The following is a 16,419-nucleotide window of genomic DNA, read 5'->3' on the forward strand; positions in this document are numbered from 1 at the left end:
GATTATTTGTTCCGAAGCAATTACAGCCCGTCAATGAACGCTACGCGTCTGTAATCTCACCAGCGCAAGATAAATACTTGATAAAATTAAAAGCTACCAAAAAAAGCGGGCGCAGACGCACCCGATTTCCGGTCCGATTTTCCGTACCTTAATAAAAATTACTTCGGGATTTTATGAGGCGAATACTACCATGAGTTGCCCGATTTTTCAAGACAGCCGGGCGTCGCAATTTCTGCAAAATCGGCATGGCCCGATGTTGTTTCCGCCCAGAGGCTTATGGTTCACAGCGACGATTTCGTTACCTCAATGCGGTTGTTTTTCGGATCTGGACGCGAACTTGGAGCACATCTTACCCGCATCCAGATTCGGTTGTTTAAGTTACGAAAAACTGCTGCCGCAGTATGTCCCGCTCAAAAATACGGTCAAAGCGCATGTCATGATCGAGTGGCAAAACACCGGGGTGGCGAATATCCTAAAGGCTGTTCAACCGATGCTTTTCCAGTAACTCGCAAAGCATGGTTTTGGCCTGCAACCGGTGTTCCCGGTGGCGGTCGCGCGCGGCGTCCGGTTGGCCTTCGAAGATCGCCTGAAAGACCGCGCGGTGATCCTCGTTCGATTTCACTGGTAGCGGCCTGATAAACAGGGTAGTAGCCCGGGCGCGGCGGACCTGATCGCTCATCATGGCTACAATCGCCTCGATGCGTTTGTTGCCGCCCAAACGCACCAGTTCCTGATGGAACAACTCGTCCGCCTCTGCCCATGCTTCAAGGTCTTCGGTTTCGATGGCCCGATCCATCTGGGCGATTGATCCGGCGAGCACGGCCAGGTCTCCCTCGGAATAGCCACTCTCAGCGGCGCGTTGCGCGGCGAGGCTTTCGAGTTCTGTCAGGATGTCATAGATCTCGCGCATATCTTCCGGTGAGACGGGCAGGATGCGTACGCCCTTGCGGGGTCGCATTTCCAGCAACCCTTTGCTTTCCAACATCAAAGCGGCTTCGCGGATCGGGGTGCGAGACATGCCCAACGTTTCGGCCAGCTCGGATTCCAGATGATCGGTTCCGGCGGCCAGCTCACCGGACAGGATCATCTTGCGCAGGTCCCGAACCGCGCGCTGCGTGTTGGAAAGAGTTTTGCTGTCCTGATCCTTCACGGCGTCTCCAATGTTACTTTTCTTCCCTCCGCGTCCGAGCGGTAGATGGCCTCTTCAATGCGCAGCACATCCAGATAATCCCGCGCGGTATTTTCCAGAGGTGTGCCATTTACAAGGCCCGAAATGACGTGACTTTGCAAGGCATGCACACAGTCGCCGCCAAAGCCGACATGGGTGCTTGGCGGCAAGATCTGTTGCCGCTCCTGTTTTCCGAACGCACGAAGGTCTACCGAACCGTCACCGTTCAGCGCAAGTGACCCTGCAGCCCCTTCAATGAGCGCTTCGCCCATGGTCTGACGCAGGTTTTCGGCGCCGTGGTCGAGGCACCGGTTCCCGTCGAACAGGGCTTTCAAACCATCGGGGTGGTCAAACAGGATGTAGCCGGCATCTTCGCCCACGATCACCGGGTTTATCTGACGCAGGTCAGCATAGACCTGGTTCGGCGCGCCGAACAGAAACCGAAAGGTATCGATCCAGTGAACGGCGGTTTCGTGGACCAGAAAACGGGGCATCTTCTGAAAATATGGCTGCCGATCCAGATAGGCCCGTGGCCCTTGCCCGTCGCCGGGCCGCAGCCGAAATGTGGCCTGCAAGGGTGCGCCAATCCGGCCCTGCTGCATCGCTTTTTTTATCGCGCGGTACCAGGGTTGAAACCGAAAGTTTTCGTGGACGACAATGGTGGCACCGGCGGCCTCAGCGTCCGATGCGACCTGTTTCGCCTCAGCCAGAGACCGGCAAAATGGCTTCTGGCAGATCATCCACTTGAGGCCTCGGGCCAGAGCCGTACGGATCGCATCGGCCTGAGCGACCGGCGGCAGGATGATGTCCAGAAGATCGGGCTTCTCAGCCGCCAACATTTCCGACAGGTCGTGGTAGGCGGGTAGCCCAGTGGCTTGGGCCTTCGCGATGTCCCGGTTGCAGGACGCCACGGGGACTGCGCCGGGCATCCGTGCCCAGCTTTCGTAGTGGAACTGGCTGAAGTAACCGGCGCCCATACAGGCGACCCTGATATCCTGCACGTTACTCATCCCCGCAGCGCTTCCATGACGGATGCGGCCGCGTCCTGCGTTCCGGCTGTGCCGCCCAAATCGCGGGTCAGGTTGTGGCCGTTCGCCGTTACTTGTTCCACTGCATCCTGAAGGCGCGCACCGTCACTGGACAATGCCGGATTGTCATTTGCCAAACCCAGCCATTCCAGCATCATCGCGGCAGAGAGGATCATCGCAAAAGGGTTCGCAACACCTTGCCCGGCTATGTCCGGAGCAGAACCGTGGCACGGCTGAAACACTGCGTGGTTCAGTCCGATATCCGCTGACGGAGCCAGCCCGAGGCCGCCCATGAGGCCGGCGCCGAGGTCGGATAATATGTCACCAAACATGTTTTCGGTCACCAGAACGTCGAATTCCCACGGCTTTTGCACCATCCAAAGCGCAGTGGCGTCTACATATGCGTGGTCTGCCGTCAGGTCGGGATGGCGCGCGGCCTCGGCATCGAACATCGAGCGGAAGAACGCGAAGGCGCGAAAGACATTGGCTTTGTCGACACATGTGACCCGTCCGCGTCCACGACCGGACGTCTTGCGGTTCTTCGCCAGTTGAAACGCAAAGCGGAACAGCTTTTCGGACACGTCCCGGGTGATCAGCAAGGTCTCTCGCGCCTCGTCATCCGAGACGTCACCGGCACCTTGCGTAAAGAACAATCCTTCGGTGCTTTCGCGGATCAGGACGAAGTCGATCTCTTTTCCATCCGGCAAAGCCAGGGGTGTTCGCTGTCCACAGCTAACTTTGACGGGGCGCACTCCGGCAAAGAGGTCCAGTTGTTTCCGCAGGTCGATTTGCGGCGAAATCTCGGTTCCGTCCGGATAACGCACGTCCGGTAATCCCATGGCAGACAGCAGGATTGCGTCTGCGTTGCGGGCTATTTCAAGCGACCTTGCGGGAAAAGACTCGCCCGTGGCCGTGTAGTGGGCCGCACCTGCCGGTGCGTTGACGAATTCAAGGCTGTAGGCGGGGTTCCTGTCTGAAAGCGAGCGCAGAATCTCAAGGGTCGGTGCCATGATTTCCGGCCCGATCCCATCGCCGTGGAACACCGCAACTTCGTAATTAGTGCTCATCTGAACCCGTATCCTTCCTGTTTCGCATTCATAGCGCGATCGCGGTTTTCACCACAGTCCGTTGACAATGCATTCTGTAATGTATACGCAAATAAATGCAACAATAAACGCATAGATGTTTTGGGAGGACTTGGAAATGAAACTGATGCTTGGGCGGCTGGCGGCCGCAGCCGTGATGGCGACAGGTATGGCAGGGGGCGCAATTGCACAGGATTACCCTTATCGCGACATTACAACAGCGGTGGTCTGGGGGGCCGGTGGCGGCACGGACACGATCAACCGCATGATCATGGCCGAGATGGAAAAGCACCTGCCGGTTTCGATCAACGTGATCAACCAGACAGGCGGCGTCGCGGGATCAAACGGAATGGTCTACGTGATGAACCAGCCCGACGACGGTTACACCCTTGTTGGTCTGTCAGAATCGAACGTCACCGCAGCCGTTCAGGGCGGATGGGACAAGAAATTCGATTTCTGGTATCCGTTCATTGTTGGTGGCTCGCCCGATCTGATCTCGGTTCCCGCTGGCAGCCCGTATAACACTCTGGAAGAATTGGTCGATGCTGCCAAGGCCGCGCCCGGTACGATTCCGGCGGCTGCATCCGGGGCCGGGTCTATCCATCACCTGAACCTGCTGGCCGTCGAAAAAGGGTCCGGTGCCGAGTTCAAATTTGTGCCGTACAAAGGCTCTGCTCCGGGGCAGGAAGCGGCCATCGCGGGTGAAGTTGCATTGGTTGTGACCTCGTTGGCAGAGCAGGCACCGTTGATCGAGGGCGGTCAGTTGAAGCCGCTTGCGATGCTGACGCCGGAAGACGCGCAGATTGCGGGCGCAACAGTGCCGTCCGCCTTTGGGATCTATGATGGGCTTGATCAGTACCTGCCACTCAAACAGGCAATCGGGTTCGCCGTTCACAATTCGGCCGGGGATGATGTGAAGTCGGCGCTTGGCGAGGCGTTTGAACAGGCGATCGCGTCAGACACCGTTGCCGAATGGGCCGCAGCGAACAACTATGATGTCGGCGGCCAGCATGGCGCAGAGGCACAGGAACTGTTTGCCAACCTTGAGGCGACCTTTGCCTATACGCTTCAGGACCTTGGTGCCGCAACGGTTGATCCCGCCTCGCTGGGCATCGAAAAGCCCTGAGTTAACGCGTTAGGGCAGGGCGCGCAGGCCGCGCCCTGTCTGTTGGGAGGCGGGACATGGACAAGGTCGACGAAACGCTGATCATGCGGGCGCGTGATTTCTGGGCATCGATTGCTCTGGTTGCGGTGTCGCTGTTCTTTCTATGGAAGACTTCGGACATCCCCCTTTGGGGCGATAACCGGGCAGGTGTCAGCGGTGCGGATTGGTATAACTCGGCCGCGATCGTGCCCTTGTTCATCTTTGGCGGATTGCTGGTGCTTTCTCTGGTTCTTCTGGCGGTGTCGATCCGGTCAGGGGGTGCTCGCAGAGCCCTGAGTGCAGCCGGGATCGGATGGGACAGGGCCGAGGTATTACGAACATCGGCAATTGCCTTGATGCTGCTGGCATACGTCGTCGCGCTGGTCCCCAGAGTGGATTTCATTCTTTGTTCCGGGCTGCTGATAACGGCGTTGACTTTCGGCTTCTGTGGCGGGCACACATGGCGCGCCGGGGTGGCCTGCCTTGCGGTTGTCGCGGCGGGGATATTTGCGTTCGCCGGATTTCCAGCTCAGCCGGATTGGTCCGGGCATGGTGACGATTGGGTCACGCTGGTACTGTGGATCGCCCTGACGCTGTTGGTTCTGACGCGCGCCGCATCGGAACGTGTTTTGCGGTTTGTTCCCTGGGTCGCGGTGCTGGCACCGCTTATCCTTGTCTGCGCGATGGCTTTTGTGTTCCGCCAGAACGTGCCCGCGCGTGGCGGCCTGATCTTCAAGCAGATCGAGTATCACTACTACGTGTCGCTTCGTCCGTTTTGGAAAGACTGACGGATGGACTTTATCCTTTCGCAACTGGCTGGATTCGGTACCGCCTTCGCAGGTTTGGCAGGTGATCCTCTGACCTATCTCTACCTGATTGCGTCCGTGTTCCTTGGCATTACATTTGGCGCTTTGCCGGGGCTGACCGCGACGCTGGCTGTCACGATCCTGACCGGATTTTTTGGCAACAAGATCCCGCTCGATTACTCTCTGATCGCATTGCTTGGGGCCTATGTTGGCGCGATCTACGGCGGGTCGTATCCGTCGATTCTGCTGAACATTCCCGGCACCGCAGCCAGCGCCGCGACGGCCATGGATGGCTATCCGCTGGCCAAGGCGGGGCGCGGGGGCGAGGCCCTTGGGCTTACCACCACGGCCAGTTTCATCGGCACGGTGATCGGGACCCTGACGCTTTTGATCTTTGTCTGGGCGCTGCTATTGGTGTCGAAGAACATCGCCAGCCCGGAAAAAGCCCTGCTGGCGCTGTTCGGGATACTCCTTTCCGGCACATTGATGAGCGAGGATCTGGTGATCAAAGGCTGGATTGCCGGGCTGATCGGGCTTGCAATGTCCATGGTCGGGCTCGATCCGCTTTTGTCCGAGCCGCGCTATACCTTCGGCTGGTCATATCTGCTCAGCGGGTTTCAGGTTGTTCCTGTGCTGATGGGCGCGTTTGCCATTCCGCAAATCATCGACGGTCTGCGGCACGTCGAGGCGGGCAAGGTCCTTGCCCTGAAAGGGCGCATCCTTCCGAACCTTCGCTCCATCCGGCGCTACCTGCCCACGATTGGACGTTCCGGAGTGATCGGAACCGGCGTCGGCGCGCTTCCGGGCGTGGGCGAGGATGTGGCGGGCTGGGTCAGCTACGGCGTCGGCAAGACCGTATCTGCCGAAGGTGAGAAATTCGGCCGTGGCTCTCTGGAAGGGTTACTGTGTTCCGAAACCGCCAACAACGCCTGTATCGGCGGCGCGCTGATCCCGCTTCTGGTGCTGGGCATTCCCGGCTCGCCGCCCGCCGCGGCCCTCATGGGGGCCTTCAAGATCAACAACGTGATCCCCGGCCCGACGATTGACCCCGAGATCATTCTGCGGGTCGTCGCGATTCTGGTGATGGCGTCCCTGACGATGTTCCTGATGGGGCTGTTCACGGCGCGGGTCTTTATCCGGATACTGGCCATTCCACAGACCATATTCCTGCCGGTCGTGATGGTTCTGACGACGATCGGGTCGTTCAGCGTCGGCGGCGGCATCAACGATCTGTACCTGATGCTGGGTGTCGGAGCCGTCGCCTATTTCATGAACCTGATGAAATACCCGATCGCCCCGCTGGTCATCGGGGTCATTCTGGGCGGGCTGTTTGACGAAACCTTCCGCCGCTCGCTGTTCCTGTCGGACGGGGATCTGTCGGTCTTCTTTTCACGCCCCGGCGGCGCCATTCTGCTGGTGCTCAACATTGGCCTCATCCTCAGCCAGTTGCCGGTCGCCAAGCGCGCATTTTCTCGCCTGAAAGGACTGTCTGCCTGATGTTCGCCGTTACTGTCACCTTCACTCTGAAACCTGGTGCGCGTGACGCGTTCTTGCCCTTGATGGCCGAAAATGCCGCGACCTCATTGCGCGATGAACCCGGGTGTCACCTGTTTGACGTTTGCCTTGGGGACGATCCCGATGCGGTGTTTCTCTACGAGGTTTATAATGACGGTGCGGCGTTCGACGCGCATCTTGAGAGCGCGCATTTCAAGTCATTCAATGCGGCCGTGGCAGATATGATTGCCGACAAGGTTGTTCACCAGTTTTCCGAGGTCATTCGATGAACGATTGGGAAATCCACGCGGTCAAATACGCGGAACGCAATGCCCGAACGCGGGCCGACAGCTTCATCATTGATGACAATCACAACGCGCCCCACGCGATGGACTACTACATCTGGGTTTTGCGGCGCGGGGATGAGGTGCTGCTGGTTGATACAGGATACGACGCTGAGGAAGCGGCCGCGCGCGGTCGTCCCATCGCGATGGACCCGCGCGAGGCGCTGCGCCCATTGGGAATCGCACCCGAGACGGTGAGCCAGGTGATCGTGACCCATCTTCATTATGACCACGCGGGCGGGCTGCATCTTTTCCCGAATGCCAGATTGCATATGCAATCGGCCGAGATGGCTTTCGCCACCGGTCCCTGCATGTGCGATGACCATCTGCGCGACCCTTTCACGGCGGGCCATGTCTGCGAGGCGATAAAACGCCTTTACTCCGGCAAGGTCACCTTCCACGACGGCGACGCCCAGATCGCAGACGGCGTTACGGTTCACTGCATCGGCGGGCATTCGCGCGGGCTGCAATGTGTGCGGGTACGAACGGGTGTCGGATGGATGGTCCTGGCCTCGGACGCCTCGCACTATTACGAGAATTTCATGGCGCGCAAAGCCTTCCCTATCGTGGTCGATTTGCAGGACATGATGGACGGGTTTGATACGCTGGAAAGACTGGCCTCACACCCCAGGCTTATTGTGCCGGGCCATGATCCGATTGTTCGACAGGTTTTTCCGGTCGGTACCGCACCGCATATACACCGGCTGGATCCGGGACCCGTCAGGGAGGTCGCAATATGAAGATTGGGGTGATCGCCGATGACTTCACCGGAGCCTCAGACATCGCGCTGACATTGGCCGAGGCCGGGATGCGCGTGTGTCAGTTCATCGGCGTTCCCGAAGGCGCGGCAAACAAGAACCTCGGGGCAGGGGTCATTGCGCTGAAATCCCGAACGGCACCGACCCAAGACGCGGTTCGGGACAGCCTTGCGGCATGTGAATGGTTTCTGGATCAGGGTGCGGAACAAATTGTCTTCAAAGTCTGCTCGACCTTCGATAGCACGCCCGATGGCAATATCGGTCCGGTGCTGGATGCCTTGTCGGACCGGTTGAACGCCGAATTCGTCATCGTGTGTCCTGCGTTTCCCGAGAACGGGCGCAGCGTTTATCAAGGGCATTTGTTCGTTGAAGACAAATTGCTGAACGAAAGCGGCATGCAGGACCATCCGCTTACACCGATGCGGGACGCGGACTTGCGGCGTGTTCTTGCGGCGCAGGCGAACAAACCGGTCCACCACGTCAATGCGGGGTTGGTCATGCAAGGTGCATCCGCCCTTCGCGCCGCACTTCCGGCAAACGGGCTTACTATTGTCGATGCAATCAGAGATGCGGATCTATTGGAGATTGGCAAGGCGGCCAAAGGCATGCCTTTGCTTTGCGGCGGTTCTGGTATTGCCTTGGGTCTGCCCGCGAATTTCGGATACGCCCCGGCACAGCCGGAATGGCAGGAGATAGAGGGCCCGGGGGTTGTTCTTTCAGGCTCGTGCAGTCGGGCCACCCGTCGTCAGGTGGATGTTTACAAAGCACTGGCCCCGTATCGCGAGATCAGTGCAGCAGATGCCGTGACAGGTGCCGTCAACGCACAGGAACTGGCCGATTGGGCATTGGCGCAGCATAGACCACCCCTCGTTTACTCCTCGGCAGATCCCGCCTTGGTAGCAGCGGCGCAGGCAGAGTTTGGTGCGGACCGGGCAGCGTCGGCAATCGAAGCCCTGTTCTCTGAACTGGCCGCACAATTGCTGGCCAAAGGGGCGTCCCGATTGGTCGTGGCAGGGGGTGAGACCTCAGGCGCGGTTGTCAGCGGACTCAAGGCTCAGGCGCTGGAAATCGGGCCGCGTCTGGCCGCAGGTGTACCGGTGCTGCGTCTTCAGCGCGCAAGGCCCGTGGCCCTGGCGCTGAAGTCCGGCAATTTCGGAGATCAGAATTTCTTTGCTGAGGCGCTGGTGAAAATGGAGCAATCTGCATGACGGAAGAGTCCAGGCTGCGCGAAGAAATTTGCCTGCTTGCGAAGTCCACGTTCGACCGGGGGCTGACCCATGGCGCATCCGGCAACATTTCTGCGCGTTTGTCCGATGGCACCTTGCTGATGACACCGACGGGCAGTTCTATGGGGTTTCTGGACCCCGCCCGTATCAGTCACCTTGATGCGGACTTTCAACTCTTGAACGGTGACCGCCCGACCAAGGAAACCCCGCTACATACCGCATTTTACGAAACCCGCAGCGGAACAGGCGCGGTCGTGCATCTGCATTCGACCCATTCCGTGGCGTTGTCGATGCTGCCCGAAACTGATCCCGACGACGTGTTGCCGCCCCTGACACCCTATTCGATTATGAGACTGGGCAAGGTGAAGTTGCTTCCCTTTTTTTTGCCCGGTGACGCGGCGATGGGTGACGCGGTCAGGGGCCTCGCAGGCCAACGATCGGCCGTGTTGCTTGCCAATCACGGCCCGGTCGTCGCCGGCAAGGACCTGTGGGCGGCAGTGTTTGCAATCGAAGAGCTTGAGGAAACCGCGAAGCTTGCACTGTTGACCCGAGGTAAGGGCGCTGTTGCTTTGACCGATGAGGAAGTGCAAATGGCGCGCAGGCTGGGGCGGGATTAGTATTTGTCGCCTCAATTATTGGGGACGGCTTAATTGCGATGTATGACCTTGTGACAGGTGCCTGACATATCCTATCTGCGATTTGCCCGACGCGCTGCGAGCGACAATCAACCGTCTTTGGCATTCAATTCTTCAGTCGGCGCGGCGATAGCTCGCTTGGGTCCGCCGTCATTCGGTCCGACACCGGAACGAATTGACCATACTCCTCGTCGCGCCTGTCGCGGAAAGGCCGCAAACAGGGCAGGCTGGACAGCTAAAGGCAGCATCAGGCACAATCGCGGCATTTTATGGAGTAGGGTTTATGGCACAGCGAATTATCATGATCCACGGCCGCAGCACGAAGCCGGCTAAAGCCAGACATGCCGTCTTTTTGCGTAAGGCGCTGCTTCAGGGCTTGCATCGGTACAATCCGAGCAAGGCCGAAGCCCTGGAAAATGGCGATGTCGAAATCGACTATGTTTACTATGGCGACTTCAACAACCGCCTTCTGGCGGAGGCGAGCGACGAGGTGCGCCAATCCCTGACCCACACCGATCCTCATTCCGGCAACTCGCCGTGCATTCCGGATGACGGCTATTTAGAATCGATTGACGCATTGCTGAACTTCAAACGCTTTGACAAACGTGCCTACAAAAAGGTCATCAAGGAAAACGATGATCTGCGCTTCGTCGATGAGGTCGCCAGCGCGATATCAACGATTGCCGCCATTGCTACGGCCACTTTTATGAACGAGTTCGCGATCAAGCTGGCAACAGCGGATATGGGCGCATACCTCTTGCAGCGAAAGGTCGGGTCAGCGATCCGCGAGCGTCTGCAGGAGCCGTTGCGCAAAGCGCTGAAACGCGGCGATGATATTTGCCTCATCTCTCACTCCATGGGCTGCATGGTCGCCTATGATGTTTTGTGGAAGTTCTCGCGTATGAGCGAGTACAAAGACGTGCGGGCAAATGAAAACCGGGTCAGCAAGTGGATCACGCTGGGCTGCCCGCTGGGTGAAGCGGGTGTAAAGGCAAACCTTTACGATGCGAATGAACGCACCTTCAACGACGGGACAGACAAACACCCCTATCGGATCATAAAAGATTGGGAAAACGTGGCGGCCGTGGATGATTTCATCAGCCATGATTCAAAGATGAAGGACGACTACAAGTTGATGACAAAGTTCGACCATTTAGAAAGCATCAAAGATACGCGCATCTACAATTGCTGGGCAATGGACGGCAAGGCCAACCCCCACAAATTTTATGGCTATCTTGCGAACCCTGCCACGGCGAAGGTCATCGGTGACTGGATGAACTAGGGACAAAGTAGCGCATTCGGTGTGCCGGTTGAGTGGGTGCAGATTGCCAATGGTCAGATGCCAAAGGCGTCAAACAGACAGTTTTTCAATCAGCTCTGCGTTTGCTTTTTGGAATCAGCGCTCTTGATCTCAACCTGCCAATCCTGAAGGCCCTAATGTTGATGTCGTTGGCGATCTTTCCAACTGTACGCAGTTGCCTAGCCGGATCTCAAACACGACCCTTCAAAGCTGACCATCCGGCACAGCGAACCTGACAGCTGTCTGACCTTTCCAGAGGCGCTTGGATGGCATGACCAGCATCGTGTTGTCGGCTGGCGTAAGGACCGGGCGATCGCCATCGTGACCAACCAATGTTCCGGCCTTTTCCAAGACTTCGCCGCCAGTAAACGGCTTTTCGAAAGAGAACCCATCGCTCTCGATTGTCACGGCTTCCACAACGGTGAAGAGCTTCTGAGGAGCAGGCTCCTGAAAGCGCTCAAGGTGGTCCGGCGAAATTACTCCGGTCGCTGCAAGAAACCGAGCCGTCGCTTCGATCGCAAGTTTGCCCGAAGCGGCTTCCCAGTGTTGTCCGCACTCGATCAGCACCGCCGACTTATCAGACTGCACATCATCAAAGGCGCCGTAATCGCGCATTCGACGACCCGCCGCGTGTCCGGCGTCGCCGACGACAAATTCGGGCACCCCAACCCGCACGGCCAGGTCCTTTCCTTTGGCGCGTCGGCCCGACATCATCAGGGGCGGGGCGAGGTGTTGCATGCTGTGAATATCCAGCAGGTAGTCTATGTCGGAGAGTGCAGGCCGAACCGCGCGGGCGCGCTCAAGCTCTGTACTCATCCTGTCCCCTTCGAGAACATCCTTGTCCCACACACGATTGAGGTCCTCATCAATCCAGCGGCTTCTGTTCGGGTCCTCAGGGCGGAAAGCGCGGTAGGCTTCCACGTTCATGAACGCAAGCGTTATCGACCCGGCCAAAGGTTTTATTTCGGTCTGAAAGAGCCAGTCCAGAGCTATCGCGCCGCAGGGTTCGTTGCCGTGCATCAGCGCGCTGACCATCACATTGAGTCCGGGACGGCCACTCTCAAACCGCCAGACAAAGGGGATGCCTGTGTTGCCGTTGGCATAAGGCTCGATGTCGGGCGTCGAAAGCTCAATCGGGTAGTCATTCGGAATGTTGATCTGGCGCATGTCTTCGTGTTTCCTCAATCGAAGTCTGGACTGGTAAAGGCGATATCATGACAACGCCCAGGGTCGCCCTTCTTGGCGCAATTCTCGAATCCAATCGCTTCGCCCCACCTGCTGAGCTGGAGGATTTTACATCCCTGACCTGGCTGACGGGCGAAGCCCTGATGGCAGAGGCCAGATCGAAAACGCCAAAACTGGCGACCGAGTTCGCGGCTTTTGTTCGTGCGATGGACGCAACGGGCGACTGGACGCCTGTGCCCTGCATGCTGGCGGCCAGTCATCCGGCAGGTCCGGTTCGGGAAACGGTCATAGAAGAGGTTATCCGCACATCGGAACAGATGTTGCGGGCAGCTGCGCCAGTGGACGCGGTCTTTGTTTGCAACCATGGCGCAATGGTTGCCGCGCACGACCCCGACCCGGACGGATTGCTTATGTCGCGAATCCGCGACGTCGTCGGGCCGGACGTACTGATCGTCTCGTCGCTTGATCTGCATGCAAACATCTCTCAGCGTATGGTCGACGCGTGTGACCTGATCGTGGGATACCGGACGAACCCGCATGTCGACCAGATCGAACGCGGCGAGGAGGCTGCGTTTTCGATCCGGCGCGTCCTGGCTTCGGGTGTTCTCCCCAAGGTGGCGCATGTGAAACTTCCGCTTGTTCCGGCCTCTGTAACGCTGTTGAGCGCAGAGCATCCTTACGGAACGCTGATCGACCACGGCCAGCGAAGGCAGGCCGAGTATGGCGGACAGATCCTCAATGTGTCGATCTTCGGGAATTTTCTTTTCTCTGATACGCCTGACAATGGGCTGAGTGTCGTTGTGACCGCGCGGGAAAATGGCCGGATAGCCCGGGAATTGGCGGCCGAACTGGCCGAGAAGGCCTGGTCGATGCGAAAAGATTTCGTCCGGCAACTGACCTCCGTCGAAGAGGCCGTGACGATAGCGTCCAGGGATGACCGCGGTGCGGTGATCTTTTCGGACGCCGGAGACAACCCGGGCGGCGGCGGAAGCGGCCGAACGACCGAACTCCTCGCGGCTTTGCACGAGGCCGGTGTTGAAGATTGCCTTGTCGGTTCCTTCTGTGACCCCGAGCTTGCAAAGGACGCGCATTCCATCGGGGTCGGGGGTGTGTTCACAGCGCGCTTCAATCGGTCGCGCGATCCGGAAAGGCCCGGGGCGCAGTGGGATCGGCGGCTGGGCGTCCAGGCAGAAGTCATAGCGCTTCATGATGGTGATGTGGTCGGAGAGCGAGGGATGACCGCCGGGCGAAGACTGGCTCTGGGGCCATCTGCGGCTTTGCGGATCGGCGGTATTACGGTGGTCGTGATCACGGATCGAACGCAAACCGCTGATCCGGTCTTTTTTCATATGTTCGGATTGGACGTCGAAGCCGCCCGAACGGTGGTGGTCAAATCCCGGGGTCACTTTCGGGCGGGCTTCTCGCACTGGTTTTCTCCGACCCAGGTCTTTGAGGTCGATACGGCAGGTCTGACGAGCCCCGTGCATGATCGATGGCCCTTCGCATATTTGCCGAGACCGAACTATCCGATGGATGAGGATACAGTCTGGTCCTGGACGAATTAGCATCAGACAGGCTCGGAGTATTTGTCTTGAGGTGTCGTAAGTTTGACGAAGTTCATGAATTGCCGCGCCAACTGCGACGGTGGTAAGCCGGAAGGAAGAACAAAGCTCGTCGCATATGAGATCGCGGCGTCGAAGGGGCGCACCTCAATCCCTCCCAACCCTGTTGTCAGCAGAGGGAACGGGTTCACGATTGCAACGCCCAGCCCTTCGCGAACAAGCTCAAGCGCGGCCATGTTTGTCGCTGTTTCCGCAACTTTCCGGGGTTGAATGCCAGCCCGCGCAAAAATCTGCTCGGTAGTGGCCCGTGTGCCGAGCCGTCTCAGGAATTCGACGAGTTCCACGCCTTCAAGGTCTTCGGGCGTGACGACCTTCTTTTCGCACAAGGCATGGCCGACCGGCATCGCACACACCGCTTTGCTGCGTCGCCACGGGACAAGTTGCACACCGGATCGTTGGATCATGCCGCTTGTCAGGCCAAGGTCGTACCGCAAATCCAGAATGCCCGAGACCAGAACATCCGTCGACTGAATATCAAGCTGTAACCGCCGGCCCGGATTGGCCTTAAGAAAGCTCGCGACACGTTTGATAATGAAGTGATGCGCCAGAGTTGGTGGTACGATCAGGCGAAGCGGCTCGTCTTCCGGTGCCGCCCAATCCGCGCCTTCGATCTGCGCCAGCGTCTCGAAAATCGGATCAAGCTTTTCGTTGAGCCGGAGCGCCTCATGCGTGGGTTCGATACGCCCGGATTTCCGGATGAACAGCGAACGACCGACCCGCGCCTCAAGCTGTGACAGAGACCGGCTTACGGCCGATTGGGACACGCCCAGCCTGCGGGCCGCGCCGATGGTGGTGCCGGTGGTGACCAGCGCCCGCAGCGATTCAAACTCGCGCAATCGGTGTCGATGCTCTGTCATGTTACGCCCATCCTTGTGTCGCCGGGTAACAAAAACCATCCGTCGGATCGGATTACTCTATGCAAAATCGCATAGAATTGAGTATTGGCAATGATTTTCAGGGTAGATAGCATTTCGGAAGGGCGCAGGGCCGGGCATGGATTCGGATCAAACAAGCGCCAAATGAACAGGGAGTCTTTTTGATGAAGAAATTCACAGCTGCGACAGCTGTCGCTGCCGGCATTCTGACTTTCGGGGTCAGTGTCGCCAGTGCGGAAAAGCTGACAATCGGTCTGGCCTCGGAACCAACTGCCATGGACCCGCACTTCCACAATCTTGGTCCCAATAACGCGATGACGCTGCACATCTTTGATCGCCTTGTCGATCAGGATGAGAACCAACGTCTTATTCCCGGGCTTGCTGTTTCCTGGCAGCCTATCGATGACCTGACATGGGAATTCAAACTGCGCGAGGGAGTGAAGTTTCACGACGGGTCCGACTTCAATGCGGATGACGTTGTCTGCACAATCGAACGTGCGCCCAACGTCCCCAATTCGCCGTCCAGCTTCGGTACCTACCTGAAAGGCAAGTCGGTCGAGAAAGTGGATGACTACACTGTCCACTTCAAGACGGCTGAGCCCTATCCTTTGATGGCGAACGATATTTCGACCATTCGGATTATTTCGAGTGACACAGGGTGCGACGCAGCGACCGAAGACTTCAATTCAGGTGTCGCGGCGGTTGGAACCGGGCCCTTCAAGTTCGTGAGCTACACACCCGGCGAGTCGATTGTTGTAGCGCGGAACGACGAATACTGGGGCGACGCGCCGATCTGGTCAGAAGTCGAATTCCGCCCGATTTCGTCGGGTCCCAGCCGCGTTGCAGCCCTGCTTGCCGGTGATGTCGACATGATTGCCGCGGTGCCAACCACAGACATCGCAACTCTGGCCGAAAACGAAGAGTTGCAGCTGAGTCAGGGTGTCTCGAACCGGGTCATTTACCTGCACATGGACCAGTTCCGCGAAAACTCGCCCTTTGTGAAGGCGAATGGCGGTGGCGACATCAAGAATCCGCTGATGGATGTGAAGGTGCGCAAGGCAATCAGCATGGCCATCAACCGCGACGCCATTGTCGAACGCGTAATGGAAGGCGTTGCGCTGCCAGCGGGCCAGTTGTTGCCAGAGGGCTTCTTTGGTGTGTCCGACAATCTGGAGGTCGTCGAATACGATCCTGAAGGTGCCAAGGCGCTTCTTGCCGAAGCCGGATATGGCGACGGGTTCGAGATGACGATCCACGGACCGAATGACCGGTACATCAACGACGCGAAGATCGCAGAAGCCGTCGCCCAGATGCTGACCCGGATCGGCATCAAGACGGCGGTCGAAACCATGCCGCGTTCGGTCTACTTCGGGCGGGCCTCCCGCGGGGCCGAGGGCGACCTGCCGGAGTTCAGCTTTATCCTCGTCGGTTGGGGCGCGGGCTCGGGCGAGGCGTCATCGCCTCTGAAATCACTGATCCACACGTTCAATCCTGATAAGGGCTTTGGGTCATCCAACCGCGGACGGCATTCCGATCCTGAGACGGACGCCCTGATCGAAGAGGCGCTGCGGACTGTCGATGACGCCAAGCGGCAGGACCTGCTTGCAGCGGCGACTGAACGGGCGATTAACAACGTCGCGATCATTCCGACCCATTTCCAGGTCAATACCTGGGCAGCGAAGGCGGGGCTCAAGTACATCGCGCGTACCGATGAATACACCCTCGCGCTGGGCGTGGTGAAAGAGTAAC

The 16,419-nt window shown here is 58.4% G+C and carries 15 protein-coding genes; 10 read left to right on the forward strand and 5 right to left on the reverse strand.

What is annotated here, in order from left to right:
• Nucleotides 1-472: 472 nt before the first annotated feature.
• The 3 genes from ACR0D8_RS03050 to ACR0D8_RS03060 are packed head-to-tail and all read right to left on the reverse strand — an operon-like array spanning nucleotide 473 to nucleotide 3,263.
• Entirely contained in the window at nucleotides 473-1,150 is a 678-nt protein-coding gene (locus ACR0D8_RS03050) for a GntR family transcriptional regulator (RefSeq protein ID WP_480644531.1), read from the reverse strand.
• Nucleotides 1,147-2,178: a Gfo/Idh/MocA family protein gene (locus ACR0D8_RS03055; protein ID WP_480644533.1), complete on the reverse strand. Its 1,032-nt coding sequence runs from the start codon at nucleotides 2,176-2,178 to the stop codon at nucleotides 1,147-1,149. The genes ACR0D8_RS03050 and ACR0D8_RS03055 overlap by 4 nt, the downstream gene beginning before the upstream one ends.
• Complete coding sequence (locus ACR0D8_RS03060) at nucleotides 2,175-3,263, reverse strand: isocitrate/isopropylmalate dehydrogenase family protein (protein WP_480644535.1); 1,089 nt, start codon at nucleotides 3,261-3,263, stop codon at nucleotides 2,175-2,177. The genes ACR0D8_RS03055 and ACR0D8_RS03060 overlap by 4 nt, the downstream gene beginning before the upstream one ends.
• A gap of 136 nt (nucleotides 3,264-3,399) precedes the next feature.
• Between ACR0D8_RS03060 and ACR0D8_RS03065 the strand changes: the two genes are divergently transcribed.
• The 8 genes from ACR0D8_RS03065 (at nucleotide 3,400) to ACR0D8_RS03100 (ending at nucleotide 10,970) form a co-directional block, all read left to right on the forward strand.
• Nucleotides 3,400-4,407 carry a Bug family tripartite tricarboxylate transporter substrate binding protein gene (locus ACR0D8_RS03065; protein ID WP_480644537.1) on the forward strand — a complete coding sequence of 336 codons (1,008 nt, stop codon included), beginning with the start codon at nucleotides 3,400-3,402 and terminating at the stop codon, nucleotides 4,405-4,407.
• A gap of 56 nt (nucleotides 4,408-4,463) precedes the next feature.
• A complete protein-coding gene (locus ACR0D8_RS03070) occupies nucleotides 4,464-5,213 on the forward strand; it encodes a hypothetical protein (protein WP_480644539.1) in 750 nt (249 codons plus the stop codon).
• Between the two features lie 3 nt (nucleotides 5,214-5,216).
• Complete coding sequence (locus ACR0D8_RS03075; protein WP_480644541.1) at nucleotides 5,217-6,728, forward strand: tripartite tricarboxylate transporter permease; 1,512 nt, start codon at nucleotides 5,217-5,219, stop codon at nucleotides 6,726-6,728.
• Nucleotides 6,728-7,015 (forward strand): putative quinol monooxygenase, encoded by a 288-nt coding sequence (locus tag ACR0D8_RS03080; protein WP_480644542.1) that lies wholly within the window; start codon nucleotides 6,728-6,730, stop codon nucleotides 7,013-7,015. The genes ACR0D8_RS03075 and ACR0D8_RS03080 overlap by 1 nt, the downstream gene beginning before the upstream one ends.
• Nucleotides 7,012-7,809, forward strand: coding sequence for an N-acyl homoserine lactonase family protein (locus ACR0D8_RS03085; protein WP_480644544.1), 798 nt, complete (start codon nucleotides 7,012-7,014; stop codon nucleotides 7,807-7,809). The genes ACR0D8_RS03080 and ACR0D8_RS03085 overlap by 4 nt, the downstream gene beginning before the upstream one ends.
• Nucleotides 7,806-9,035, forward strand: a complete 1,230-nt coding sequence (gene otnK / locus ACR0D8_RS03090; protein WP_480644546.1) for a 3-oxo-tetronate kinase — start codon at nucleotides 7,806-7,808, stop codon at nucleotides 9,033-9,035. The genes ACR0D8_RS03085 and otnK overlap by 4 nt, the downstream gene beginning before the upstream one ends.
• Entirely contained in the window at nucleotides 9,032-9,670 is a 639-nt protein-coding gene (gene otnC, locus ACR0D8_RS03095; RefSeq protein ID WP_480644548.1) for a 3-oxo-tetronate 4-phosphate decarboxylase, read from the forward strand. Before otnK ends, otnC begins: the two co-directional genes overlap by 4 nt.
• Before the next feature lie 301 nt (nucleotides 9,671-9,971).
• Complete coding sequence (locus ACR0D8_RS03100) at nucleotides 9,972-10,970, forward strand: hypothetical protein (protein ID WP_480644550.1); 999 nt, start codon at nucleotides 9,972-9,974, stop codon at nucleotides 10,968-10,970.
• A 222-nt stretch (nucleotides 10,971-11,192) separates the two neighbouring features.
• Here the strand turns inward: ACR0D8_RS03100 and ACR0D8_RS03105 are convergent, their stop codons facing one another.
• Nucleotides 11,193-12,155 (reverse strand): M14 family metallopeptidase, encoded by a 963-nt coding sequence (locus ACR0D8_RS03105; protein ID WP_480644551.1) that lies wholly within the window; start codon nucleotides 12,153-12,155, stop codon nucleotides 11,193-11,195.
• A 47-nt stretch (nucleotides 12,156-12,202) separates the two neighbouring features.
• On the opposite strand from ACR0D8_RS03105, the gene ACR0D8_RS03110 reads away from it, so the two are divergent.
• Nucleotides 12,203-13,738, forward strand: a complete 1,536-nt coding sequence (locus ACR0D8_RS03110) for a M81 family metallopeptidase (protein ID WP_480644553.1) — start codon at nucleotides 12,203-12,205, stop codon at nucleotides 13,736-13,738.
• A 2-nt stretch (nucleotides 13,739-13,740) separates the two neighbouring features.
• Here ACR0D8_RS03110 and ACR0D8_RS03115 read toward each other — a convergent pair whose 3' ends face one another.
• Nucleotides 13,741-14,652 carry a LysR family transcriptional regulator gene (locus ACR0D8_RS03115; protein WP_480644554.1) on the reverse strand — a complete coding sequence of 304 codons (912 nt, stop codon included), beginning with the start codon at nucleotides 14,650-14,652 and terminating at the stop codon, nucleotides 13,741-13,743.
• Nucleotides 14,653-14,834: 182 nt separating this feature from the next.
• Here ACR0D8_RS03115 and ACR0D8_RS03120 point away from each other — a divergent pair, with 182 nt between their 5' ends.
• On the forward strand, nucleotides 14,835-16,418 hold the full coding sequence (locus tag ACR0D8_RS03120) for an ABC transporter substrate-binding protein (protein WP_480644555.1): 1,584 nt from the start codon (nucleotides 14,835-14,837) through the stop codon (nucleotides 16,416-16,418).
• Nucleotide 16,419 lies beyond the last annotated feature (1 nt).

This window comes from Ruegeria sp. BG10 (genome assembly GCF_056538575.1).

Excerpts from the sequence above, each read along its gene's own strand:
- ACR0D8_RS03055 (WP_480644533.1), bottom strand. The coding sequence starts at position 2,178 with ATGAGTAACGTGCAGGATATCAGGGTCGCCTGTATGGGCGCCGGTTAC.
- ACR0D8_RS03060 (WP_480644535.1), bottom strand. The coding sequence starts at position 3,263 with ATGAGCACTAATTACGAAGTTGCGGTGTTCCACGGCGATGGGATCGGG.
- ACR0D8_RS03065 (WP_480644537.1), top strand. The coding sequence starts at position 3,400 with ATGAAACTGATGCTTGGGCGGCTGGCGGCCGCAGCCGTGATGGCGACA.
- ACR0D8_RS03070 (WP_480644539.1), top strand. The coding sequence starts at position 4,464 with ATGGACAAGGTCGACGAAACGCTGATCATGCGGGCGCGTGATTTCTGG.
- ACR0D8_RS03075 (WP_480644541.1), top strand. The coding sequence starts at position 5,217 with ATGGACTTTATCCTTTCGCAACTGGCTGGATTCGGTACCGCCTTCGCA.
- ACR0D8_RS03080 (WP_480644542.1), top strand. The coding sequence starts at position 6,728 with ATGTTCGCCGTTACTGTCACCTTCACTCTGAAACCTGGTGCGCGTGAC.
- ACR0D8_RS03085 (WP_480644544.1), top strand. The coding sequence starts at position 7,012 with ATGAACGATTGGGAAATCCACGCGGTCAAATACGCGGAACGCAATGCC.
- otnK (WP_480644546.1), top strand. The coding sequence starts at position 7,806 with ATGAAGATTGGGGTGATCGCCGATGACTTCACCGGAGCCTCAGACATC.
- otnC (WP_480644548.1), top strand. The coding sequence starts at position 9,032 with ATGACGGAAGAGTCCAGGCTGCGCGAAGAAATTTGCCTGCTTGCGAAG.
- ACR0D8_RS03100 (WP_480644550.1), top strand. The coding sequence starts at position 9,972 with ATGGCACAGCGAATTATCATGATCCACGGCCGCAGCACGAAGCCGGCT.
- ACR0D8_RS03105 (WP_480644551.1), bottom strand. The coding sequence starts at position 12,155 with ATGCGCCAGATCAACATTCCGAATGACTACCCGATTGAGCTTTCGACG.
- ACR0D8_RS03110 (WP_480644553.1), top strand. The coding sequence starts at position 12,203 with ATGACAACGCCCAGGGTCGCCCTTCTTGGCGCAATTCTCGAATCCAAT.
- ACR0D8_RS03115 (WP_480644554.1), bottom strand. The coding sequence starts at position 14,652 with ATGACAGAGCATCGACACCGATTGCGCGAGTTTGAATCGCTGCGGGCG.
- ACR0D8_RS03120 (WP_480644555.1), top strand. The coding sequence starts at position 14,835 with ATGAAGAAATTCACAGCTGCGACAGCTGTCGCTGCCGGCATTCTGACT.